Annotated in this window: 21 protein-coding genes; 3 read left to right on the forward strand and 18 right to left on the reverse strand. The window is 41.7% G+C overall.

What is annotated here, in order from left to right; all coding sequences use genetic code 11:
* Positions 1-205: 205 nt before the first annotated feature.
* The 17 genes from BROSI_RS12035 to BROSI_RS12115 all read right to left on the reverse strand — a co-directional run bounded on the left by BROSI_RS12035 (position 206) and on the right by BROSI_RS12115 (position 19,683).
* Entirely contained in the window at positions 206-985 is a 780-nt protein-coding gene (locus BROSI_RS12035) for an undecaprenyl-diphosphate phosphatase (protein WP_052564044.1), read from the reverse strand.
* A gap of 66 nt (positions 986-1,051) precedes the next feature.
* A complete protein-coding gene (locus BROSI_RS12040; RefSeq protein ID WP_052564045.1) occupies positions 1,052-2,248 on the reverse strand; it encodes a class I SAM-dependent rRNA methyltransferase in 1,197 nt (398 codons plus the stop codon).
* A 152-nt stretch (positions 2,249-2,400) separates the two neighbouring features.
* Entirely contained in the window at positions 2,401-3,726 is a 1,326-nt protein-coding gene (locus BROSI_RS12045) for a DUF92 domain-containing protein (RefSeq protein WP_052564046.1), read from the reverse strand.
* Positions 3,727-3,743: 17 nt separating this feature from the next.
* Positions 3,744-4,766, reverse strand: coding sequence for a hemolysin family protein (locus tag BROSI_RS12050; protein ID WP_052564047.1), 1,023 nt, complete (start codon positions 4,764-4,766; stop codon positions 3,744-3,746).
* 39 nt (positions 4,767-4,805) lie between these two features.
* Entirely contained in the window at positions 4,806-5,264 is a 459-nt protein-coding gene (locus BROSI_RS12055) for a PTS sugar transporter subunit IIA (RefSeq protein WP_157842510.1), read from the reverse strand.
* 221 nt (positions 5,265-5,485) lie between these two features.
* Entirely contained in the window at positions 5,486-6,652 is a 1,167-nt protein-coding gene (locus BROSI_RS12060) for a phosphopentomutase (RefSeq protein ID WP_052565810.1), read from the reverse strand.
* A 65-nt stretch (positions 6,653-6,717) separates the two neighbouring features.
* Positions 6,718-7,578, reverse strand: a complete 861-nt coding sequence (locus BROSI_RS12065; RefSeq protein ID WP_052564049.1) for a PAS domain-containing protein — start codon at positions 7,576-7,578, stop codon at positions 6,718-6,720.
* A 274-nt stretch (positions 7,579-7,852) separates the two neighbouring features.
* Complete coding sequence (locus tag BROSI_RS12070; RefSeq protein WP_052564050.1) at positions 7,853-8,545, reverse strand: Ig-like domain-containing protein; 693 nt, start codon at positions 8,543-8,545, stop codon at positions 7,853-7,855.
* A gap of 595 nt (positions 8,546-9,140) precedes the next feature.
* A complete protein-coding gene (locus tag BROSI_RS12075) occupies positions 9,141-12,203 on the reverse strand; it encodes an SBBP repeat-containing protein (protein ID WP_052564051.1) in 3,063 nt (1,020 codons plus the stop codon).
* A 343-nt stretch (positions 12,204-12,546) separates the two neighbouring features.
* On the reverse strand, positions 12,547-13,344 hold the full coding sequence (locus tag BROSI_RS12080) for a DUF5677 domain-containing protein (protein WP_052564052.1): 798 nt from the start codon (positions 13,342-13,344) through the stop codon (positions 12,547-12,549).
* 473 nt (positions 13,345-13,817) lie between these two features.
* Entirely contained in the window at positions 13,818-14,969 is a 1,152-nt protein-coding gene (locus BROSI_RS12085; protein WP_420886074.1) for an IS4 family transposase, read from the reverse strand.
* A gap of 63 nt (positions 14,970-15,032) precedes the next feature.
* Positions 15,033-15,503: a HEPN domain-containing protein gene (locus BROSI_RS12090; RefSeq protein ID WP_082059195.1), complete on the reverse strand. Its 471-nt coding sequence runs from the start codon at positions 15,501-15,503 to the stop codon at positions 15,033-15,035.
* A complete protein-coding gene (locus BROSI_RS12095; RefSeq protein WP_200891740.1) occupies positions 15,500-15,802 on the reverse strand; it encodes a nucleotidyltransferase domain-containing protein in 303 nt (100 codons plus the stop codon). Before BROSI_RS12095 ends, BROSI_RS12090 begins: the two co-directional genes overlap by 4 nt.
* A gap of 28 nt (positions 15,803-15,830) precedes the next feature.
* On the reverse strand, positions 15,831-17,168 hold the full coding sequence (locus tag BROSI_RS12100; protein WP_052564054.1) for an NAD(P)/FAD-dependent oxidoreductase: 1,338 nt from the start codon (positions 17,166-17,168) through the stop codon (positions 15,831-15,833).
* 51 nt (positions 17,169-17,219) lie between these two features.
* On the reverse strand, positions 17,220-17,408 hold the full coding sequence (locus tag BROSI_RS12105; protein ID WP_052564055.1) for a hypothetical protein: 189 nt from the start codon (positions 17,406-17,408) through the stop codon (positions 17,220-17,222).
* Positions 17,409-17,528: 120 nt separating this feature from the next.
* Positions 17,529-18,266 (reverse strand): tetratricopeptide repeat protein, encoded by a 738-nt coding sequence (locus BROSI_RS12110; RefSeq protein ID WP_052564056.1) that lies wholly within the window; start codon positions 18,264-18,266, stop codon positions 17,529-17,531.
* A 130-nt stretch (positions 18,267-18,396) separates the two neighbouring features.
* Positions 18,397-19,683, reverse strand: coding sequence for a M16 family metallopeptidase (locus BROSI_RS12115; protein ID WP_052564057.1), 1,287 nt, complete (start codon positions 19,681-19,683; stop codon positions 18,397-18,399).
* A 413-nt stretch (positions 19,684-20,096) separates the two neighbouring features.
* Between BROSI_RS12115 and BROSI_RS12120 the strand changes: the two genes are divergently transcribed.
* Both BROSI_RS12120 and BROSI_RS12125 read left to right on the forward strand, forming a co-directional pair.
* Positions 20,097-21,092 carry a sodium-dependent bicarbonate transport family permease gene (locus BROSI_RS12120; RefSeq protein ID WP_052564058.1) on the forward strand — a complete coding sequence of 332 codons (996 nt, stop codon included), beginning with the start codon at positions 20,097-20,099 and terminating at the stop codon, positions 21,090-21,092.
* A 6-nt stretch (positions 21,093-21,098) separates the two neighbouring features.
* Positions 21,099-21,401, forward strand: coding sequence for a P-II family nitrogen regulator (locus BROSI_RS12125; RefSeq protein ID WP_052564059.1), 303 nt, complete (start codon positions 21,099-21,101; stop codon positions 21,399-21,401).
* A 123-nt stretch (positions 21,402-21,524) separates the two neighbouring features.
* Here the strand turns inward: BROSI_RS12125 and purN are convergent, their stop codons facing one another.
* Entirely contained in the window at positions 21,525-22,169 is a 645-nt protein-coding gene (purN, locus tag BROSI_RS12130) for a phosphoribosylglycinamide formyltransferase (RefSeq protein WP_052565812.1), read from the reverse strand.
* A 115-nt stretch (positions 22,170-22,284) separates the two neighbouring features.
* On the opposite strand from purN, the gene hemL reads away from it, so the two are divergent.
* The gene (hemL, locus tag BROSI_RS12135; protein ID WP_052564060.1) at positions 22,285-23,577 is read left to right on the forward strand and encodes a glutamate-1-semialdehyde 2,1-aminomutase; all 1,293 of its coding nucleotides are present in this window, start codon (positions 22,285-22,287) and stop codon (positions 23,575-23,577) included.
* The last annotated feature ends 27 nt before the right edge of the window (positions 23,578-23,604 follow it).

Below are 23,604 nucleotides of genomic sequence, written 5' to 3' on the forward strand. Positions count from 1 at the left end.
CCAATCCTTGTGGCAAACATGTGGTTCCTCGCTGTTTTTCCAAACCAAATTTCCTTCCGGTTCCACCGATTCTTCATCTTACGGACGATCGCGAATGAATCTCACATCGCAATTCTTCGGTGATTCCGCCACTACCAAATCGATACAATTTTGAATCTGAATTTTCCCTCTTGTTCTGACTTATCTGCAAGCCAATCAACTGGAATTACATGTCCATTTTCATCATGAATGCAACAATAGCCAATGCCACCCCAACAACTATGCGATAATACCCGAACCATTTAAAACCGTGTTGTTTCAGGAAACCGATAAAGGCCTTGATAGCAAACATAGCTACGACAAATGCTATGAAACTCCCCAGGAGCAGGATGACTATATCAGGGTGTTGGATTGTCTTGTAAGAACCCATCATTTTCTTGGCGCTTGCGCCAAGCATGGTTGGAACAGCAAGAAAAAATGAAAATTCAGCGGCTGTTCTCCGGTTAAGCCCTACCACCATTCCTCCAATGATGGTGGCTGCAGCCCGTGATACCCCCGGGATCATTGCGATACACTGAAAGCAACCGATTTTAAAAGCCTGGAACCAGGATATTTCCTGTTCTTCCATTCCTTCGGCGTGTTTAAACCACCGGTCTGCAAAGATCAGGACAATTCCCCCAAGAAAAAGTGAGGCAATGACTACCCATACGTTTGCCAGTAAATAGTCGATATAATCTTCCAGGACAAAACCAACAACTGCAGCAGGCAGGAATGCAAAGGCTAGTTTCAGATAAAACCGGAAAGCGGTGAAAAACTTACGCCAATAAAGCACTACCACCGATAAAATAGCGCCAAGCTGAATAACGATTTCAAAATTCTTTGTCAGGGTATTATTGCTGATACCCATAAATGTAGAAGCGATTACCATATGGCCGGTAGATGAAACGGGTAAAAACTCGGTGATACCTTCAATAATGGCAAGAATCAATGCTTCTAAATAGGTCATACGTTTATTTCCCTTTCTTATTAACGTTTATGGATTTCAAAGATAGGGACACGCTGCGCCGTGTCCCTACGGACTATTTCTCTTTTGTATGGGGAATACCCTTGCAAAGACGGCCTTAAGGTATCGCCCTTCGGGAAAGATGGTAGAAAAGGGATGGTCTGATGACGCCCCCGCAAGCCGAAAAATTTGCAATACAACTCCAGCTTCTGCTGCAGAACGGGTCAGAATGGAAAGAAAGTCCCTCTCTGATACGAGACCTGAGCAAGAGCAGGTCAGCAGGATGCCGCCTGGCCTGAGTACCTGTACGCCAAGCCTATTGATGTCCCCGTAGGTCCGATGTGCACGCTTGATCTCTTCGGTGCATCCGGCAAGTTTTGCCGGGTCGAGGATCACGACGTCGGCCTGTATACCCTTGCTGATCATCATACGCAGGTGATCAAACACGTTGACGTGTTGGAACGTTACTTTTACAGCGTTTAGTCGTGCATTTTCTTGTGCAGTTTCCAGTGCTTTTTCATCCAGGTCTATTGCCGTAGCCGACTTTGCGCCAGCCAGCATTGCAGAAATGGCGAATCCACCGGTATAACAAAAACAATCAAGCACCTCCTTACCGTGGCAATACTGTGACAATGTTAAACGGTTCTCACGTTGATCGAGAAAGAAACCCGTCTTGTGTCCTGTTTTGAGATTTACCTTCATCTTTAACTGATTTTCTTTAATTTCTACGGAATCGGGACCGGGATAAGCCCCGGCTGCCCTTGAAAAATCTACACCCTCCTTGGCGGCAATTCGTTCATCCGGGCGCACAACAACCCGGGTGCCAGGGTAAAGGGACTGTAAAGGCGATACGATCAACTCCATTATTCCAAGGTATCCGGCAGAGTATGGTTCCACGACGAGGACGCCGGCGAATTTATCAATAATCAGCCCCGACAGACCATCGGCTTCCCCATGTACTAATCGGTAGCTGTCAGAAGCCTTCTGAATCCCAAGAATTTCCTCACGAAGTGTCCTGGCCTGTTCCAGTTTTTTGAAGAAAAATTCGTGATCTAACTGTTCGGATATATTCTCGGTTAACAGACGGATGCCAATATTACTTTTGTAATTGTAGATACCCCTGCCAATAAAGGTTCCTTCCTTTGAGATTACCTCTACGAGGGAGCCTGGCTGCAGGCGTTTTTGAGGATGCCGGATCATCCTGGTGAAGATCCATGGATGAAGTGAGTTTCTCCGGGCCTTTAATGAGATTACCGGTAGTTCCATAACGCAAATTCCTCTCCTATCGGATTAATTGCTTAACACACCGTTGACCGCCGGCAGTGGGAATTTATTACCCGCAGCAGACTATCCACAGCCTACCATCCACGATCTTTTTGTCACAACTAAGCTGCCTGATATAAATCTATTCAGGTTCTTTACGATAAACATATCTTTGCAAAGAATAAGGATACTATGGTACCGGTAGAGATATTAATGAAATTAACAACTTCGTTACTTATCCATTTTCTTCGTTCGATAGTCGCACCCAAAATACTTTCAACCGTAGTGCCAACAAACGATGCAATTATTACGATGAGTATTGACTGAAGGTTGATTACGTGTAACACATAAGCTTCGGCGCCAATAAAAGCAGCAGACAGTATCCCCAAAATAGTTCCTTCGACAGATATTGCCCCATCCGTACCTACAGGGACAGGTTGCATCGTAGTAATTAAGATTGGCCTTTTGCCATAAATTTGTCCCAATTCGCTGGAGATTGTATCGAAGGTGGCCGTAGCGAAGGCGGCAACAAAGGCAGCCCTGTAAATTTCTGGGGTATTGGTCAATAAGGCCATAACAGCCATCACAAGCCCAACCCCGCCCTTCGCAATTACGTGTTTTGAGCTGCGCTTGCCCTTGTTTTCCTGGGCAACTCCATGTGAAGCCTTCCACGTATATTTATATCTGGATGACCAGCTGCCGAGTAGAAAAAATGTAAAGAGGATTAAAAATCCCCCTGGACCCAGACAGAGATAGATGATGGTACCGAGAACAACCCCGCTGATTAAGCCAGACTTATTTACGGTTTTTACATAATAAGCAAGCAGGCCAAATGCTACATTGACGCTAAAAGCAGTGAAGATGTTATGAGCATGACTGAGATGTTTCCAATTCACGATAGTCGCAGCGTAAAGAAATAGCCCTGCAGCCAGCGGCACCGTAATATTGTCGTCGATCTTCAGCGGCAATGATTCAACTCCTGCCGTTATGAAAGATGTCAAAAACGCCGTGATCAGCAGATAGTGCCACGGTAATGGTGTTTGTAACGGGCTCAGATTTACCCACCACATGAGAATTGCAGCGCCCAGTCCGCCAAAGAAGACAAAGGCTATAAAACCGATCCATGACTTTTCAGGATTCCAGGGAAGTTTCTTTTTCCCATAAGTCTTTCCAAAGAGATTAGAGCAACCATCGCCCAGGGACATGATTGCCCAGGCGCCTGCCACAATATACATTTTTTTATGAAAGAGAAGGATAAGGGCAAAGACCATTACCCCATAGATCAGTTTACCGAAGGAAAAGCACCTTTCCATCTCATGTTCCCGGAATGAGCCCTTTACGAATATCTTTGATAAGAAAAGTCCATACAGAATTCCCGCTAATGCAAACAGGAGCGCTTGCCAGGTATTTAAATATTTTAATAAAAAAACGAATATGACTGGCACGATGTGTTCAATCCTGCGTTTTGTTTCATTTGTCATGGCTTGACGCTGAATTTTTATTCTTCAGGACTGGTCTTTTCCCTCAATTCCCCGAAAATGACCTTTAAGATATCTTTTATCTCTATTAAACCCGATACATTGCCGCCGGCATCTCTGACAATGGCGATGTGTAATCCCTTTTGCTGAAATTCTGTAAATATCTTACTAATCTTGTTGTTTTCAGAGACAAAATAGGGTTCCATCATAAGGTCTTCGAGGACAAAAAGAGAATTATTTGCCACCATATTAATGATTCCTTTTGCATGAACGATCCCAATTACCTTATCAATGCACTGCCTGTACACCGGATACCTGGTGTAGCCTTCTTCTGCAACGATTCTTACGATGTCCTCACGTCCCATGTCTGCATTTATGGCTACAATCTGTTGTCTGGGTACCATAACCTCTTTAGCAAGCTTATCACTAAATTCAAATATTTTGCGCAATAACTTGTGTTCACCATCAGCTAATACACCCGTCTCTCCACTTTCCCTGATAATATGTTTTACCTCTTCACGGCTGAAAATCGTTTTTTTATACTCAATTTTCACACCAAATAATTTAAAAAAGAGGTAGGTAATATAGGTAATTAATGTAACGCTGGGTGATAAGACCCATCGTATCCACTCATATGGTTTGATGATCAACAGGGAAAGTTGTTCAGGAAACTGGGTTGCTAACACTTTTGGAAACGTTTCCGCAAACAAGAGTAAAATGAAGGCGACGATTACTGGCGCAAGAATTACACCCCATTCATGCAAATAGTATATTGCGATCGTTGTTCCTATCGTTGATACTATGGTATTGACAATATTATTTCCCGTAAGGATGGTGCTGAGAAGTTTATCTGGCTCATTGACACTATTATAAATAGCGACGGCTCTTTTGTTCCGTTGTTTGATCAGATAGTCCAATCGTACCTTGTTAATGGAAAAAAGAGATGTTTCGGTTAGTGAAAAAAAGGCGGAGACGATCAGGAGGATAAGAAAGAGTATCAACATAAAAATGATTGTTGCGGCGGAAAAATGCATGTGGTCCATAAAGGCAACTCCTTCTTATTTCTTTCAGCATAAGGACTATTATTCCTTTTCTTTTTCATTGATAAGACGCATGATCTCTTCCGGCGAATGAGATTTAATAATTCGTTGCTTAAAGGGCTCATCAATGAATAAACGGGCTATTCGACTCAAAAGGCCAAGATACCTGCTGTCTGTTCGCTCTTTGGTAGCAATCAAAATAACGAAATGAACGGGTTTCCCGTCTATTGCATTGAATTCTATTCCCTGCTCCGAAATTCCAAGACATGCGACAATATCTGTTACGCCGGAGGTTTGTGCATGGGGAATCCCAATTCCTCCACCAATTCCTGTACTTTTAATTTTTTCCCGTTCAATTACCTTTTTCAGGAGGTCTGTTTCGCTTGTCACCTTTTCCGATGTCCTGGTCACCTGCACCATTTTTCCCAGCACATCATTTTTATCCCTTCCGTTCAAGTCGATGATTATGCGTTCTTTGGTCAGAACATCTGAGAGTTTCACACTCCCCCCTTTCGCCACATAATTCCTTTTCTCATTCAGGTATGACAAACTTAATCACAGTCATCATGTCGCATAAGCAATATCCTGAAACCACGAAAATATTTGTTTCTTTCACAAACGGACTATATTTTTGTATATTCTAATTTATGGTTAATAAAAATCAATGTATTTAAATTATGGAACCCTTTCTGAGTCTTTTCCCCACGGGAAAGAAGGCTTTCTTAAGCCATATCCTTATAGAAACTCTGACCACACCCGAGGTTTTTAAGGCCTAAGATTTCTGTGATAGTGGCTCCCACGTCTGCAAAGGATTGGCGAATGCCTAATGATTTGGGATAACCCAACCCCTTCCCGTAAACTAACAAAGGCACATACTCCCTGGAGTGGTCTGTGCTGGGGGTGGTGGGGTCACAACCATGATCTGCCGTAATAAACAAAATGTCACTTTCGTTAAGCGCTTCCACGATTTGAGGAATACTCGTGTCAAAGGTTTTTAGCGCATCCGCATATCCCTTTACGTCGTTTCTGTGACCATATTTCATGTCAAAATCAACGAGGTTGGTAAAAAGTATTCCTTTGAAATTCCTTTTCATACATTTTATTGTCTGGATAATGCCATCCTGATTGTCCTGAGTGTGGATCTCTTCCGACAACCCTCTGTGTGCAAATATATCCCCGATCTTGCCAACGCCGATTACCCCGAATCCATCCTGGAGTGCATGATCCAAAACGGTAGATGACGGTGGCGCCAGAGAGAAATCCTTCCGCCTGTCCGTTCTGATGAATTGACCGCTTTGTAAAACAAAAGGGCGCGCAATAACCCTGCCGACAGCATGTTCACCTGTTAATATTTTCCGCGCTATTTCACAAATATGGTATAAGTCCGGAACGGGAATGACATCCTCGCTGGCAGCAATCTGAAAAACACTATCGGCGGAGGTATATACTATGGGAAAACCCGTCCTGATATGCTCTCTTCCCAGTTCCCGAATAATCTCAGTGCCTGATGCCGATTTATTCCCCAAAATGGGTCTGCCAATTTTTTCCACAAAGATATCAATAATTTCTTTTGGAAAACCATTCGGATAGATTGGGAATGGTTTTGGGGTGATAATCCCCATCATCTCCCAATGACCACAAGTCGTGTCCTTTCCCCTGGAAACTTCTGACATCTTGCCATAGAATCCAGAAGGAGTAATTGAAGATGAAATGCCCTTGATAGGCACAATCTTTCCCAGTCCTAAATTTTCCAGATGGGGTAACTGCAATCCTCCCAAAGCATCAGCTACATTTCCCAGGGTATTGCTGTATTCATCTCCGTATAAATGAGCATCGGGCATAGCCCCAATACCCACACTGTCCAGTACAATAAGGATAACTCTTTGAATCGGTATCATATTTGATTCACGACAGGAATAATTCCGGTAACAGATCGAAAGCCATAGGGTTTGTTTCACTGAGTTACTTGACCCAACAGCTTCTTTTGCATGGTTATATCCTTTGTTACGTGTATTGAACCTATGAACTTCCCCGCATCATTAAAATAGGGAAATGCAGTGATATTAAAGATGCCGCACATATGGGGGTCTACGATCTCTTCTGTACATGGAGTCTTCTTCTCCATAGATTTACGGTGTGGACATATCTTCCATGGTTCCTCCGTACCATGAAAAATCTTATAACATTTTTTGCCAACTATTGACTTAATATCCATATTGAATTTTTTGGCTACTGCCTTGTTAGCCCGAAGAATAGTAAAATCTGTATCGTGTATGCTGATTAAATCATTAATGGCGTCAAAGGCGCTTTCCCACTCTATTTTAGAACGTTCTATTGACTTAAATGTGTTCATTAAGGTTGCATTTTCAATACTCACGGCAATATAACTGGCCAGTGTAGTCATAAGAAGGCTCTCGTATTTGTCATATTCAAAAGCATGAAATTTCTCGGGTATAATACTGAATACAGCCGATAACCCGATCAGTTTCCGGTTATGAATAAGGGGGGTATTCATAAAGGACGTATATCGTACATCTATAACAGGACGGGTAATAATGTCTTTCAACCGTGTAGAACATGGCAGGCACGCATCCTTAACCTTGGAGAAAGGAATTCCTACAGAACAAACCGGCGTGAGGTTTTCGTCATTATTTAACATAAGTACGGATGCATCTGCCCCGGTAAATACCTTGAAGTGTCTTGTTGCCGTCCGTAAAAATGATTTGTAATCCAAAGCTCTGGAGGATTGTAAAAAAGCGTCCGAAAGGGCCTTTATGCGGTGGTATAACTTCTTTTCATCTGAAATAGATGACATCTTTCCCGAATCCCGTCCGAATGAAAATGAATATGTATGCAAGATTGGCGATCGGCCATTTATGACGCTACGCGTTGAAACATTTCTTCAAGATGATTATATTGAAAATAATATTTGTTCTTCAAATGAAAAATGCAAAGTGAACTTTGCGCTTTGCATTTTTCGCTTCATCCAGGCCTCCGGTGTCTGTCTACTGGGCATCAGTCAATGTGGCCTGGTTATTCGCAATTGCAACTCATGTGTGAAGGATTCCTACTGAGGATTGGTTAATATTTTATTTATTTTTAACCTTCACGGTCACTCTTGTCTTCAAACCACCATCTGTCTTAAATTTGACCTTTGCATTACCTGTCTTCTGCGTAGCTGTAATCGTAAATATAGCCTCACCATTTGCATCCGTATCTTGACTTAGCGGTGTCACCGATATACGCCTCTTACCAGCCTTAACCGTAGCCGTTACCGTTTCACCAACAACCGGGGTACCATCAGAGCAAGTTACTGTCACTGTTACCTCATCGCTTTCTTCTTTCTTAAGCCGTAGTACATATGGAGATGCAGTTATCTCTTCGGCTTTGCATCGGGGAGTTGGTGTCACTGTCGGTGTAGATGGTATCAAACCAAAATATTTTTCATCTCCATATGATGTTCCTGCGCTATTCTGTGCAGCAATCCTGTAATAATAAATAGTTTCTTCCAACAACTTCCCTATATTGATGCTTACCTGTGTATCAGTCGTTCCGGTTACCGTTTGTGTGCTTGATTTATTATTATAAGAACCACTGCTTGTACCATAATCAAACCATGCAGTTGTCAACAACCCATGGGCATTGACAATACTTTCCAGAATTACCGAATTGTCACCTGCCAGTGATGCCTCCCCAGTTGTTACCGTCGGCGGTTGTGGTGTCGGTGTTACAGTTGTCGTTGCTGAAAGTATCGGCGTTTCCTGTGCAGATACCAACTTCAAACATAAGGTCCCACAAATAATTAACAAACAATAAGAAAGAAAAATAAATCTATTTCTCATAAAAAAATGAATTATTATTTGTTTTATTAAGAAGTACGTAATCAGATAAGATAATAAGATAGCTGCCTACCCTAACCTTGCTTGTAAGTGACAACCGTAAAGAAATAGGTTATACCCAGTATTCGTATCCTTCGATAATTTGGCATATGTGCCCATTTTCCATTCGCACAATTTTATGTAGGGCGGGCATTGCCCGCCATAATCAATCTATTTCGGTACAATCCATCATGCAGAACCCACCCCGATTGCTCAATTTTTGGTAGGCGGTGCCTACCCTACCTGGCTTCAATCGTATCTATACGCTCATTTTGGAGATTACGCTGTACAATGGATAATTCGGTCTGTTGCTCATCTTGTATTGAGACTTTCATAATTTACCCTTAGTTTTAAAAGTATGAAATGACTAACGTTGAAGTATGCATACCAAGGACCGTTCCATTTCATGCTGGTTTAGGCTTGAAGTCTGAACCGAAATGTTTTGATCTATAAATATGCAAGCTCGAACCAACGAAGAGGTATTTTTTGAACAGAAAAATTATTTATTTTTAACCTTCACGGTCACTATCGTCTTCAAGCCAGCAGATTCAAATTCGACCTTTGTCTTACCAGCTTTCTGTGTGGCTGTAATCGTAAACACGGCTTCACCGTTTGTGTCTGTATCTTGACTTAACGGTGTAACCGATATACGCTTCTTACCTGACTTAACCGTGGCGGTTACTGTATTAACAACTGGTGAACCGTCAGCACATGTTACTAACACTGTTATTTTACCGGTTTCTTCCCTCCCGAGTTTCAGCGTCTTTGGAGATGTCACGATATTTGCAACCTCACAAGGTGTTGGCGACGGAGTCGGTGTGGGTAATATAGCTGTTTTAAAGTTGTTTTCGCTTCCATACGTGATTCCTGTACTGCTCTGAGCAACTATCCTGTAATAATAAATGGTTAGAGCAGACAATCCACTTATATTGATACTTACAGATGTATCACTCAATCCACTGACCGTTTGTGTAGATGAAGTACTACTATATGATCCACTAGTAGTGCCGTATTCATACCATGATGTTGCTGCCAGTCCATTAGCATTAACTGTCCCATTCAATAAAGCAGAATCATATGTTACATTTGAAGCAAACCCCGTTATAACATTGGGTGGTGAGGCAGAAAGATTACTATCAAAAAATGATATAAATGCATCAAGACCCTCATAACTATGAGAAGTATCATAAGCATCTATTGTTGTTGGAAAGTTCATTGAAGCTGTCGAACCAGTCACATAAACATTATCACCTGAATTCATAGCTATGGCAAAACTCTGTTCCTCGCTGTATCCGCCCAAAAATGTGGATGCAATGAGGTTTGCCAAATTTCCGCTAAACTTTGATACAAAAGCATCTGCACTACCATTAAAAAAAATATCATAAGCGCCAAAGGAAGCATCAAGGGTCGTTGGAAAATTTGATGACTCAGTTAAACCAGTCACATAGACATTTCCACTTGAATCTATGGCTATAGCATTGGCATAATCACTTGAAGAACCGCCTAAAAATGTGGATGCAAGCAGGGTTGTTAAATCATCACTTAGTCTCGATACAAAGACATCACCATTACCGTTAAAAGAAGTATCATAAGTATCCGTAGTTATTGGAAAATCTGCTGACCCTGCTAAACCTGTTACATAGACGTTGTTACTTTTCCCTGACGTCATTGTTATAGAATGAGCAGTATCACCTGAAGAACTTCCTAGATAAGTAGATGCAAGCAATCTTGTTAAATCTCTGCTTAGCTTTGCTATAAAAACATCATTACTGCCATTGAAAGAAGTATCATAAGCGGTCGTAGATGTTGGAAAGTCTGATGACTGAGTATCACCAGCTACATATATATTCCCATCTAAATCTATGGTCATAGAATAAGCAGACTCATTGGACGATCCCCCCAAATATGTGGATGCAAGCAGAGTTGTTAAACCGCTATTAAATTTCGATATAAAAATATCACTACCGCCATCAAAAGAAGTATCATAGGCATCTGTAGATATTGGAAAATCCGATGATAAAGTTCCGCCAGTCACATAGACATTTCCACTTGGATCTATCGCTATGGCATTGCCATAATTATAGGCAGAACCTCCCAAATAGGTAGATGCAAGCAGGCTGCTTAAATCGCCTTTAAGTTTTGATACAAAGATGTCGTAATAACCGCTATTATTGTAAGAACTATCATAAGTGCCGGGGGTTGTCGGGAAATCTGATGACCATGTGTAACCAGCCACATAGATATCCCCGCTGGAATCAATGGTGATAGAAGAAGCACTATCCGATCGAGAACCACCCAAAAATGTAGATGCAAGGATGCTTGTTAAATTCCAGTTTAACTTTGATATAAAAACATCACCCGTACCGTTAAAAGAAGTATCATAAACACCTAGAGTTATTGGAAAGTTTAATGACGCAGTTGAACCAGTTACATAAATATTCCCATCCGAGTCAATGGCTATAGAATGAACACTATCCCATTGAGACTCACCTAAATATGTAGATGCAAGGAGGGGGTCGATGATGAGTTCCTTTGTTTTGTCGTAGGAGGCTACCTTGAAACCGTATTCTGATTGCGGATTTTGGACTTCGGATTTCGGGTTTGAGAGGTTTGCTTCTGTATGCTGAATTCGATATTCAACAGCCACATCCACCCTCTTTCCATCAATCTCCTGATAAGCCACAGGTTTTGTAAATTTTACAGGCCCAAGCTCTGTTTCTACCACAAGTTCTCCGTCTTCGTTTACCTTTAATCCCCCTGTGTCTCCCTTTAGAGAAAGGGGGTTGGAGGAATTTATGCCACTCAGACTGATCTTTATCTGATCAGGGCTTGCTCCTGGCTTCACATAAAAGAGTTTTTCTACGTTATTCCCATAAGCCCTCAATTTTAAGTCTATTCCCTTATAAACCTCACCAAGATTTATCACCTCATATGTTGAGATATTGGTCTTCCACCTTGATGCGTCTTTCCTTTTGAAATAGTTTACCTTCGTTATGGCCTTTCCTTCGCCTTTGATTTTGTTGACCTTGCCGCCGATGAGTGTTTCTTTAAGGGCAAGTCCTCTTATTTCAGATTTCGGAGTCTGGATTTTAGATTGCGAAAATGTGTAATCAGCATTTTGAGAAACAATTTTGGGTATCGGATCAAAACATGAAATTAAGAACAAGTCGAAAATTTTGGATTTAGGTTGGATGACGTTACCATTTACTTGAGGTCCATAACCCGTTTTCCTGACTCCTGATCTCAGACCACAGAATCTTGTTTCTTGCCCTTCGTCCCTTCCCGGTAATGAATAGACGATCTCCCCGTCTTTCGTTACAAAAACTGTTCCACCAAATGTGTTGGCATAAAACTCCACTCTTTCATCGGTCTGTCCCATATTGGCTATGAAAGGTATCTGGAGTTTTTTGGTCTTTTGAATAACCTCTGCCTGTGATGGTTTGTCTGCACCCATCTGTCCAGCAAAAAGGGTTTTCGAGAAAGACATTGTGAGCAAAAGAACTGTCATGTATCCAAAGGTGTTAAACTTGCCGCATGTAAGACTAAAAGATGCGTTTCTCATAATCTTATTTCCTCCGGCATTAATGGTTTTGATCTATCATCTGTTGAATTATGATAACCATGAAAGCTGTTTTTCGATCAGGTTTTTGGTGAATTTCTTTGAATTTTTTGTGTCCTACCTTGTTCCCAGTCCGGCTTGGAAGCCAGGTTGTTAGTGAAACTCTGCTTCACGCAAAACCGACTTTTAAATTAAAAAAATAAGTTCCCAATTCGCAATTCAACGATATCAATCAGTCGTAACGTCGGGCATCAGGCGCGGCTGAAAGCTAAAGCCCTGCACGCCGTAGTCAGGAGCAATGGATAGGAAAGAAATTCTTACTCCAACGCAACCTGGATCATCTTTTCTATGCAGGCATCTCCCCCAGAGCAGCCTGGAATTGACTCGTGAACCCTGCACATAATTGAGCCCGATCCTCGTTAAAAATAGACGAGATTGTTTTGAGAGCTTCAGCCATAACCATGCCAGCAAGACAGAGAAATTTCGCCGAATTGGCGTCTGAAGGGCCATACTTGAACCCTTGGATTGCTTTTTTTGTTTCATCGTAGTCGAGGTAGGATTCCAAATCCCAGGCTGTTGTATGGACTGCACCACTCAAGATCGCGTATGCGGTCGCGTAGACATCGTGACAATCAGCCCGGCGTGCAACATCCTCAATCTTTAGCGGCTTGATATTCTGCTCTTTTATCGTTTCACTGATGTCCCGAGCGAGGGTATCATCCAGCGTTTCTCGAAGTGCATCAAGACTTGAGCTGCTTGAATTACGTATACGATTGACCAACCCCTTTCGAGAGATGTGAAGCTGGTCTAAGTATTCCTTGAGGAATGTGGGGTCCTTGTGAATGGCCATAAGGCAGAAATAGGCTTCGAGATAGGCTCGGAACACAACGCTACTGACCGACATCATACCGTGTTCAACGGCGATAAACATTCCTTGGAACAACTCCATCAGGCGCGCAAACAGCACAGCTGTGGTTGTGTGCAATTCGCTCGTAACGTCAACAGCCCGGCCGCTCAGAAATCGATGGCATTCCCGGTTTAGCTTGCGGATAGTTGTAAACACCGTAGCGTGCCGATTCTTATGATCTGCAATCCAGTTACAGATGCTGCCTTCGAGGAAACCGTTTTCATCGATTCTGCTCATTACAAATTAATTCCAACATTAATTAGCCGTTACTAACGGCCGTCTTAATATACGGCTATGAGCACATATAATACCCTTACTTGTGAGGTATTATACGCCTATTTTAGTCATATAATAAAATTAATAAAGACTTGGCAATAAAATGTAACAGATTTATTATTTTATTCAAAAAGAAAATAAAATATATGCCCCTAAATTACTGGATCAGGTGCGTGCTGTAATTCTGTGATCCACTATGGTTATGTAGTTATGTAGGGTAGGCACCGCCTACCAAAAACCGGGCAATAGGGAGGGTTCTGCATAAAAGACATGTCCTCGTAATAATGGCTATCGGGTCGAAATGGTCTTGGCAAAGATTTATTTTGGCAGGCATTGCCCTGCACTTGGATAAATCACTTCTGTTATTTAACACTTGCAATTTTTATTCCTTCATAGATAGCCATTTTCCTTTAAAAATTTCCAGCATTGTCCGGTTAAGTTTTTGCGTGGTCATAATTTTTAGCATGTTCTTTGAAATTGTAGTTGCCAAAAGGAGAAAAGTTTAAGTTTCTGGCTTCATTATTTATTTTGATTCTCAACTCTCTGACTCTTTTGATAGAAACTTTTTCTTTGAAATTATTGTGACAGTAAATAGCAAGTAGAAGATAGGTAATTAACCCTGCAAGTATTTGAACCATTAATCCGTGCTGTGATCGTGCGATAAGATGATAGACCTTGAGGTGGCGCTTCCACCAACCAAAGAATATTTCAATATTCCAGCGAAGCTTGTAAAGAGAAGCGATATCTTCAGCAGTAAGGTCATGGCGGTCAGTTGCAACCCAATACTCTTTAGCGTCTATCCAATACCCGATAAGGCGAACAGGTTTTTCTGTCTGATTCACCTGGGGTGTTCCAAGCAGGACAAGGGCATCATAAAAGACTATGCTCCCTGGCTTGAGAGGATTGGTTTTTATAACGGATTTATTTGTATTCTCTTTGATACGGCAGACAAAATGCTTTCCTTCTGTCTGCCATAGGTCAAAGTCTTTATGGCACTGATAATAACGGTCCATGATTCCCGTCTGACCAGGGGAGAGTATTTTGTTTACGAAAGGGCGTTCGTCACCTTTACCATCGGTAAGGTAAATTTTTGATGGAATAGAATGGTTAAGATTAAAACCAAGGTGGGCTTTTGCTTTTTTTGCCCCCTTTCGGTAATCTGCCCAATGCATGGAAAGGACTGCGTCAATGAATGAACCATCAATACTGACGAGTTCCCCCAGATGTTCATATTCCTGGGGGAGCACCTTTGTGGCATCGGCTTGAAGTTTCGTGAAAATAAAGAGGAGTTGCTCGATGCCTCTGTGGTTGATGGCCTCGAAAAAGCTGCTCTTTTTGATACCGTCGGGAGGCGCTATTTCGGTTCTGGCAAAATCATCCTCTTGGAGTTCCTGAAGGAGATCTCTGCCTGAGGAATGTTCTTGGAGATGGTAATAAATAAGTGCTTTGAGTTGTTGTTCGAAATTCATCTGCAACGGCCTGTTTCCTTTTGATTCAAGAGGTGGCACCGAATGAAAAATATTCTGTACAGGACTAAACAGTTCATGAAACGTGGGAATTTTTTGCTGTTTGCAAAACGGATCAATGGTATATGGCATTTTTATAACTCCTTTATAGTTAAAGTGTTATAAAAATTTTGCCATCATTGACTATTTCAAAAAGTCAAGCAAAAAATACCTCTTTCTTAAAAAATTTATTGTCTTTTGTTTTACGCAAATTTCTAACCGGACAATGCTGAAAAATTTCCGTATTTTATCAGACATTTCACCTGCCTCCCTTTTAAATTCAAAAAAATCATCCCTGGTAAATACGTATGATGGATTATAGTCAGCCTCTTCCCGGTATTTCATGAGTTTTGAAAATATGTGTGAAGCCTTTGGCTCAAAAATGCCCTCCTTTACAAAATGAAGACTAAAAAGCCGGAGCGCCCCTTCGTGGCTCTTGGGTTCGAGTCCTTTTGTTAAAAGCAATGCCTTGATGCTGTGAAGAAGAAAATAGTATAGTCTGGAAACGGCGTCATTGAAAAAACCATTATCGTGAAGAAGATTAGCAGCATCCAGTGCTTTGGCTGCCCGTTCAATTTCTTCATGGATGTTTATTCTTTTATTTTTTTCTATCACAGCGGTATCCCCTCTCTTTCGATATCAAGCGCAATACGTCTTTCTTGCCCTTTAAGACGGTCAAACTCTTCCTTTGAAAGTACTATAGCGGATATTGGTTGGAGATATTTGAGTTCTATTTCAGCCACGGCATCAAGGATTTGATTCTTGAGTTCCCTTGTCAGTCCATGGACTATGATCGCAATATCGATGTCGGACTCGTCTTCATAATCTCCCCTTGCCCTTGATCCAAAAAGGACCATTCTCTCTAAACGATTGCCTAAAAATCCTTTCAGGTTATCTTTTAGTTCGATTAACATCTTATTCCTTTGAATGTATGAGGTGTTATTATTCATTCTTTCGTAGCAGTGAACGCGCTGTAACAAGAAACAGGTTTATTAAGAGCCTTGGGTGTACACTCTTGAAAAAGATATCTTTATAAGGGGCATTCCCGGTTACCGAATTCCATAATACCTCATTCATCCGTTTGGTTTCCCAAGTATCCGGATGTTCAAACATGTATTTTATATGACTTGATACGAGGTGTTTCTCTCCGGATATGATATCATTTGCAGTGAGGATTACGCTTCCATAGACATTGTCTCTGCCCAAGAGTATTTTTGCTGGATTGAAATATCCTTTTTCAAAATCCTTCTCCGTCACACCCTTTTCAAATGCGGTCTTTGCAGCCAGTTGTGCCGTGGTAAATGCAGAATCTATACCGTTTTTATAGGTACGGGATATCCCGGCATCCCCGATAATAACAAACCTGTTTGTGTACGGATGTCTGGCATGATTAACCGGTATCTTCGGGAAACAGATGCATCGTTTCTTTACATCATCCCAGCCTTTCGGGAGCATCTCCTGTATTTTCGGTTGGTTTAAAAACTCATTTAGCAGGGTCTTGTTCATCTCTTTGGTTCCCACAAGGCATATGGTCAAAAAATCTCCTTTGGGGATAAATGAGGCGAATCGTATAAATTTTAAGCCCAAGGAGAACACGTAGATATTGTTTCCATACAATGCATTATTTACCGCTCTTGTAGGGTAAATATCCATGATACAGGTTTGAACGGTTTTCGGGGGGATATAGCCAAAACCTAATTTCTGTAATTCATAAAGGGTGTCTGAGTTGACCCCAAAGGCGCCTACGACGAGGTCGGCTGTATATTCGGTTTTTGAAGCTTCTTTTCCATAGGTAAGTTTTATTGAGTCTTTTGGATTTTTGGGTATTTGAATATTTGTTACAGGATCGAGAATAACCTGGGCTCCCATTTCTTTAGCGTGTTCTAAGAGAAAATAATCAAAACTTTCACTCACGTCGCGATCGGCGAACCTGGGCCCGCTGCCACGAAATACCGTAACAATCCTGGTCTTGTGGGGATAGTGTAAAGGTATGCCATATTCAGGTACCTGGAGGAAATACCCTTCTATTTCTTGCTGGATACATGAGGGGGGAAGGTGGATGTTATGTTCCGGAAGTTTCCTGAGGAGCGCCTCGGAAAGCACACCCGCACTCATGTTACAACCGGGGGCACCTTTCCTGGCAAAATCTTTTTTCTCGAAGATTGTTACCGAAACCTCAATGCCTAACTGCCTTGCATATGTCAAGGCGAAATGTGCAAAAAAACTCCCGGCAGGACCACCGCCAATAACTGCTATTTTTGCCCCATTTTTTAGCTGCATGTGTATATGAAATCCTCATCCCAAATACTTTAGTGAGGCATTTGCATACAGTCATTTATGCTCTTCCAGATATTTTCTAACGGCTAGTTGTGAAACGGCAAATTCCTCAATCTTTCTTACCCTTTGTAAAACATGATGCCAATCTTCCGGCGTGCCGCAGGGGCCGTCTTCCTTAATCTTCTTTTCCAATTTTTTTAAGTCCAATTCCAGTAAGTCGAGTCTGTTTTTCAGATCTTTCATGGTGTTCTCCAATATTTTTCGTGATCAACTCACAAAAGTTTGAAATTCCTACACAATCAAATTACAACTGATTTAAAACTTTGCGTTCTTTGCACTTTTTGCGGTGAGTTATCAGGTATTTTACGGGATTTTCTTTGCTGGTTTATCATCCGTATGATAAAGCGAAAATTCATCTTTGGCTTTATCCGTCCAACCCTTTGCTGTATAAGCAATACCAAGCTTTTGGTGGATTTCCCTGTCTTTGGGTTTGCAGGCCAGCGCCTTATTGAATTCGCTGATTGCATCATCGATCAGCCCATTAGAGAAGTAGGAAAATCCCAGGTTGTAATGAACAGAGGCCTTTTGCTTGGTTTTATTTTCAGGGAGAAGCTCCAGAGACTTTCGGTACTCAGGAATGGCCTCACTGTGTAATCCCTTGCATCGATAGGCATAGCCTAGATTATAGTAGGCTTCTGCCGAATTTGGGTTTTGGTTAATGGCCGTCTGAAAGGCGCAGATAGCTTCATCCAGCAGACCCATATCCCGGTATAACAAGCCTTGATAATAATAGAGACCGGGATAATTTTTCTCTTTTTCTAATAGTGTATGAAATGCAGTCATGGCCTCTGAATAGTTTCCTTGATTGCCGCACGTCAACGCAAATTGGAACAGGTCATCGTTGTTCATGGATTTTAATTTATCGGTGATCTGCTGGGTGTCGGTTTTTTGAGAACCTGGGGCAGTTTTATGTATTTCATCGTTGATGCCGGTGGAATTATAAATGATTCCGGCATTGGGATACGTGGTGTCGTGCTTATTGCAACTTAGCACAGGAGCTAAAAGAAGAAAACCCAAGAAGATAACGATATAACTTTTCATGGTAAAAAACCTTTCTAACGGAATAAATTATACTGAATTTCTTATTCATCAGGTTAAAGGAATCATACGAAATTTTCAAGGAAAATAAGAGGAAATATATGGGTTGGCAGTACGATGTGATATGAACAGACTATTTAAGCATCGCAATCGTATGCTTTTTGTTTAACCAACTATAGGTGCCAACAACAATAAAATTGCGTTTTTCGGGTATAAAAATTTCTGCAATAGTTCTGTGCACATCTTCCAATTTGATATTGTGGATTTTCTGTGCCTGTTTTTCCGGTGTATCGGGTGTTTCCGGGGTAATCAGAAGCTCCTCAATGCCAAACCAGTTAGCCATGGCGAGTGGGCTGTCCATGATGAGTTGTGTCTGGCTGAATACCCGTTCCTCTGTCTGGTTCAGCTCCTGTTCCGTGATTCCTTCACGGTAAAGTTTGCGTACCTCATCCATAACGGCCTTAGTTGTTTTTTCAAAATTTTCCCTTTTTGTCGATGTATAGATGTCAATAGAACCAACGTCGGAAAACATGGTGGGGTAGCTTGTGATATCATAGACCAGCCCCAATCTCTCTCGTACATTCAATGATAATCTGGAACTGATTCCCCCTCCCAGGACATCTGCAATGAGAAGCATGATAATGGCTTTTTCGTGTTTATACGGATATGCCTTATGGCAGAGTTTAAAACTGACAGTTTGAGATGGAGATTTTTTGAAGAGGCATCTTGGCTCTGTTTGTGTAGTTTTCAGAGGTGGTTTCTGCCCGAAGAACTTTCCCTGCGCATTTCCGAATAGTTCGTTGACATAGTGAGCAACCATATCTTTCTCGAATTTTCCACTGATACAGAGAACGATGTTCTCCGGAGCAAAGAATTTTTTATAATGGATATTCAGGTCTTTGGCACGTAAGGCCGCGATGGTTTTTTCATCTCCGAATAAGGGCGCCTCTGCTGAGCCTTCCTTCCACATCAATGAAAATGACATATCGTCAATGCATACATAGTCTCCTTTTACATCAACGAACTGCCTCATCTCCTCCTGGATGATACGTCTTTCTATCTCGATATCGTCCGATCTGAAATTTTGCCCGAAAATGATGTCTCCAAGGATGTTTATGCCCCTTTCGATATGTTTGTTGTGTACCTGGATAATCACTGCGGAATATTCCGGCGATGTGTAAGCATCAATATCCCCACCGATATTGTCTATGGCCTGGAATAATTCGAAGGAATTTTTGAAAAGCTTCGTTCCGCGAAAAAGCATATGTTCAAGGAAATGTGATATGCCAAGGTTCTTTTCTTCTTCATATCTGGACCCCACGCCGATATAAGCAGACATAACAACGGAGTGGATATGGGGTATTTCCAGGTAAATTACACGCAATCCGTTCGGTAATAGTTCTTTGCTGTAAGTGTACATTGGTTTAAAAGGGAAAAATGTTTATCCTGAAAAACTGTATATTATTACCACTGTAAAATTTATAGTCCATGAATTTTTGGCAGGTGCTCAAGTTGTTTAAATTTATATTTGTCTTTCTAATGTATTGTTATACTAAAACGATATTGTAAAATAAATTTCAAATATGAAATTTTTACATTAGCAATAGTAATACCACAACACAGGCTAATTACTTCATATTGTGGCTAAATATCTGTTACCAAAAGAATAAGGTCATATTGTAAGACAACAAATATTTTTTGGAATGGAATTTGTGATATAATTTTACGGCTAATGGGAGATTCAATTCCCATGCTCTTTTATTTCACACAGGTACAATTATGAGTAACAAAATAATTGTATGAAAATTTAAAATATTTTGAAACAAGGAAAAAATGGACATTGATCTTATTATAAATAATCTGGCACACCCTCCCGTTCTCTTCTTCTTTCTTGGAATGATCGCGTCATTCTGCAAATCAGACCTGAAGATCCCCGACCCTCTCCCCAAGCTCTTTTCCCTTTACCTATTGCTTGCCATAGGATTTCATGGTGGGGTTGAATTGCGTAAGACCGGGCTTACTCAGGAAGTTGTATTTGCCCTATCCGCGGCCATGGGTATGGCGGTAATTGTGCCAATTTATGCCTTCTTTATCTTAAGAATTAAATTAGATGTTTATAATGCCGCAGCAATTGCCGCTACCTATGGTTCTATAAGCGCGGTGACATATATCACGGCTGTAACCTTTCTTCAGACTTTAGGCCTCGAGCCTGGAGGATACATGGTAGCCGCATTAGCGCTTATGGAGTCGCCAGCGATTGTTATAGGAATTATCCTGGCAAGGCTATTTGCTCCAAAGAAAGAGAACGAAAATGGATTTTCCTGGTCCGCAGTGTTTCGGGAAGCCTTCCTGAATGGTTCTGTGCTGCTTATAACGGGTAGCTTATTGATAGGATTAGCTTCAGGCGAAGAGGGATGGGATACCTTAAAGCCCTTTACCAAGGATATATTTAAAGGCATGCTCAGTTTTTTTCTCCTTGATATGGGACTTTTGGCAGCAAAGAGAATTGGTGATTTAAAAAGTGCTGGATTTTTTTTACCACCTTTTGCTATAGTAATTCCTGTTTTTAATGCTTGTATTGGTATTGTTTTAGCGAAACTTGTCGGTTTGCAGCCGGAAAATGCCCTTATGCTTTCGATTCTCTGTGCAAGCGCTTCATACATTGCGGTTCCTGCTGCTATGAGATTGTCGCTTCCCGAGGCAAATCCGAGCTTGTTTGTTCCCATGGCGTTAGCGATTACGTTCCCGTTTAATATTATAGTAGGAATACCGTTATATTACTATTTAATAAAGAGGGTCAATGAATTGATTCCAGCATTCGGGGGATAAAGGATTATGAAACCGGTATCAAAAGTAGAAATAATAATCGATTCTCTTGAAGTTGAACATGTCGTTAAGTTTCTCGATGAGATAGGAGTTTCTGGTTATAGTATTATCAATGATGTGGTCGGAAAAGGCCATAGGGGTGTAAGGTCTGGGTATGAATTCGCCGAACTATTTAAAAATAGTTACATAATGGTTGTTTGTGAAGAAAAGGAAATGCACAAGATCGTAGAGGCAATAAGGCCGATTATTAAGAAGTTTGGCGGCGTTTGCATTGTGTCCGATGTTATCATGAGAATACATAGAAATACCTAGAAGCTATGGGGTTAACGTCCTGCATTAACTTGTCAATTGTTCGCATATTTTTCAGCCATAGAAAGGGCCGTCCCATTTCTTCAAATTCCTTTCATCAATCAATGCCAACGTCACTCCCGTGATTTAAAGGCAGGACGTTTCCGATGGATTGAGAATCCTCACCTTTCTGCCCTCGATTTTTAATCTGCCCTCTGCAAAGAGGCGTATTGCCTCCGGATATGCCTCGCATTCCTCTTTAAAAACCCGCGCAGCAAGAGTGTCTGGCGTGTCATCTTCGAGGACGGGAACAGCCCTCTGGATAATTACGGGGCCGTTGTCGTACACATTATCCGCAAAATGTACCGTGCATCCGGAAACCTTTGCACCATAGTTGATGACAGCCTCATGCACCTTTTTGCCGTAATAATTGTGGCCGCAAAAGGCAGGAATAAGTCCCGGATGAATATTCATGACCCTGCCTTTGTACTGTTCGGGAATTTTGTAAAAATGTACGAAGCCTGCAAGGACGACAAGGTCGATAGGATGCTTATCCAATTCGTTCGTAATGGCGTGGCTAAAAGCTTCGATATCATTATAATCCGAATAAGGGATGATTGCTGCGCAAAGGTTGTGCTTTCTCGCTCGGTCAAGGCCAGCGGCGTTTGGTTTGCTGCTTATTACGATTTGAATTGTGGCAGGTAATTTCCCTGCCTCTATTTGGTCTATAAAGTTTTGAAGGGTATTGCCACCGCCAGAGATCAATACCCCTAAACGTATTTTTTTTATCATAAAAATAAGCAAAAATATTGACAAAGAATTTGTGATTTGCTATCATGCTCGTCTTCTTGGTTTTCGAAGAAAACCTTCTATAGCATGATACATAAAATATAATAATAGATTTTCTATGTCAAAGATAATTATCGAGAAATCAAAAAAAGCGTTTGCTGAGGCACAGAATTTTATACCGGGCGGGGTTAATAGTCCCGTCAGGGCTTTTGGCGCCGTAGGTGGCACCCCAATTTTTATAAAGTCAGGGTCAGGTTGCTATCTGACCGATGTCGATGGCAACAGGTATGTGGATTATGTGGGTTCATGGGGGCCGCTTATTTTAGGGCATGCAGATTCAAGGGTGGTAAAAAGGATTAACGAAGCGGTAGCCAATGGCACGAGTTATGGTGCGCCAACCGAGTTAGAGATAAAACTTGCCCAGCTTATTAAAGAAGCCATGCCGTCTATGGAAAAGGTGAGAATGGTCAACTCCGGTACAGAGGCTACGATGAGCGCCATCCGTTTGGCGAGGGGATTTACTGGGCGGGACGCAGTAGTTAAATTTGAGGGTTGTTACCATGGGCATGTGGACAGCTTGCTGATACAGGCAGGCTCTGGCGCCACAACGCTAGGGACACCCACCAGTCCTGGTGTTCCGCAAGATTTTGTTAAGCATACGATTTCCCTTCCTTATAACGATATCGATGCGGTAAATGAAGTTTGTTCAAACCGGGGAAAAGACATTGCTTGTATCATTGTTGAGGCAGTTGCCGGGAATATGGGAGTTGTGCCTCCGAAAAAGGGTTATCTTGAAGGGTTGAGAGAAATAACTAAAAAGCATGGTATTGTGCTGATATTGGATGAGGTTATGACTGGTTTCAGGGTTGCGCATGGCGGTGTGCAGTCTCTTTACCATATCACACCTGACTTAACTACGCTGGGAAAGATTATTGGCGGAGGTCTTCCGGTTGGGGCGTATGGTGGTAAGAAGGAGATTATGGATAGTATCTCTCCGGTGGGGCCAATATATCAGGCGGGTACTTTGTCGGGCAATCCCGTAGCTATGACTGCGGGTATTGCCACATTGGAAATACTGAAAGACAATCAAATTTATAAAACTTTGGAAGAAAAATCACAACGGTTGGCTGCGGGTATGGAAAAGGCATGCAAGGATGCAGCGGTGCCTGCCTATCACACCCGTGTAGGCTCGATGCTGTGTACTTTTTTTACCGATCAACCGGTTACGGATTATGCTACTGCCAAAAAAAGTGATACGAAACGATATGCAAAGTTTTTTCACGGCATGCTGGAAAGAGGGTTCTATTTTGCGCCATCGCAGTTTGAGGCAGTTTTTGTGTCGGTTGTTCATGGTGAAAAAGAGATTGATGCAACCATTGATGCCTTTAAGGCTGTAATGAAAGATTTTTAAAACGTAATTGTTCTTTAAAAAACCTGA

This window comes from Candidatus Brocadia sinica JPN1, from assembly GCF_000949635.1.
Taxonomy (GTDB): Bacteria; Planctomycetota; Brocadiia; order Brocadiales; family Brocadiaceae; genus Brocadia; species Brocadia sinica.

Coding starts and splice junctions, on each gene's coding strand:
- BROSI_RS12050 (WP_052564047.1), bottom strand. CDS start 4,766: ATGGACCACATGCATTTTTCCGCCGCAACAATCATTTTTATGTTGATA.
- BROSI_RS12120 (WP_052564058.1), top strand. CDS start 20,097: ATGGACATTGATCTTATTATAAATAATCTGGCACACCCTCCCGTTCTC.
- BROSI_RS12115 (WP_052564057.1), bottom strand. CDS start 19,683: ATGTACACTTACAGCAAAGAACTATTACCGAACGGATTGCGTGTAATT.
- purN (WP_052565812.1), bottom strand. CDS start 22,169: ATGATAAAAAAAATACGTTTAGGGGTATTGATCTCTGGCGGTGGCAAT.
- BROSI_RS12095 (WP_200891740.1), bottom strand. CDS start 15,802: ATGTTAATCGAACTAAAAGATAACCTGAAAGGATTTTTAGGCAATCGT.
- BROSI_RS12065 (WP_052564049.1), bottom strand. CDS start 7,578: ATGTCATCTATTTCAGATGAAAAGAAGTTATACCACCGCATAAAGGCC.
- BROSI_RS12125 (WP_052564059.1), top strand. CDS start 21,099: ATGAAACCGGTATCAAAAGTAGAAATAATAATCGATTCTCTTGAAGTT.
- BROSI_RS12110 (WP_052564056.1), bottom strand. CDS start 18,266: ATGAAAAGTTATATCGTTATCTTCTTGGGTTTTCTTCTTTTAGCTCCT.
- BROSI_RS12035 (WP_052564044.1), bottom strand. CDS start 985: ATGACCTATTTAGAAGCATTGATTCTTGCCATTATTGAAGGTATCACC.
- BROSI_RS12105 (WP_052564055.1), bottom strand. CDS start 17,408: ATGAAAGATCTGAAAAACAGACTCGACTTACTGGAATTGGACTTAAAA.
- BROSI_RS12075 (WP_052564051.1), bottom strand. CDS start 12,203: ATGAGAAACGCATCTTTTAGTCTTACATGCGGCAAGTTTAACACCTTT.
- BROSI_RS12080 (WP_052564052.1), bottom strand. CDS start 13,344: ATGAGCAGAATCGATGAAAACGGTTTCCTCGAAGGCAGCATCTGTAAC.
- hemL (WP_052564060.1), top strand. CDS start 22,285: ATGTCAAAGATAATTATCGAGAAATCAAAAAAAGCGTTTGCTGAGGCA.
- BROSI_RS12040 (WP_052564045.1), bottom strand. CDS start 2,248: ATGGAACTACCGGTAATCTCATTAAAGGCCCGGAGAAACTCACTTCAT.
- BROSI_RS12100 (WP_052564054.1), bottom strand. CDS start 17,168: ATGCAGCTAAAAAATGGGGCAAAAATAGCAGTTATTGGCGGTGGTCCT.
- BROSI_RS12045 (WP_052564046.1), bottom strand. CDS start 3,726: ATGACAAATGAAACAAAACGCAGGATTGAACACATCGTGCCAGTCATA.